Genomic DNA, 470 nt, shown 5'->3' on the forward strand with positions numbered 1-470 from the left:
GTATCGGTCATGGTCGGTTTCTCTTCTTTTCTTTCAGACGGCCTTAAGGATGTTTCTGTCCGTAAATCGCTTCTTCGTCTTTCAACACGGCATCGCCTGTCTGCCATGCGCCCTCTTGCCAAACTTTGTAAAAGCAGCTTTCGCGCCCGGTATGACAGGCAATGCCGCCGTTTTGTTCAATCAACATAACCACTGCATCGCCATCGCACTCCAGGCGCAATTCGTGTACTTTTTGCGTATGTCCGGACTCTTCGCCCTTCATCCATTGTTTTTGGCGGGAACGGCTGTAATAGTGGGCAAAACCGGTTTCTCCGGTTTTTTGCAGGGCCTCGGCGTTCATCCCGGCAACCATCAGCCCACGGTGTGTCTGTCAATCTTGGGCACTCGCGCAAACCAAACCTTTTTCATCAAATTTTACGGCATTCAGCCGCGTTTCGTTTATATTCGACATTCGCGTTTTTCTCCCATAT

Annotated in this window: 1 pseudogene; it reads right to left on the minus strand. The window is 50.0% G+C overall.

Features of this window, described 5'->3' with window-relative positions:
* Nucleotides 1–43: 43 nt before the first annotated feature.
* Nucleotides 44–451 (minus strand): annotated as a pseudogene (gene hisI, locus ACTHTS_RS11110) (phosphoribosyl-AMP cyclohydrolase).
* Nucleotides 452–470: the final 19 nt, after the last annotated feature.

Source organism: Neisseria sp. P0019.S003 (assembly GCF_051957115.1).
Lineage (GTDB): Bacteria > Pseudomonadota > Gammaproteobacteria > Burkholderiales > Neisseriaceae > Neisseria > Neisseria flavescens_D.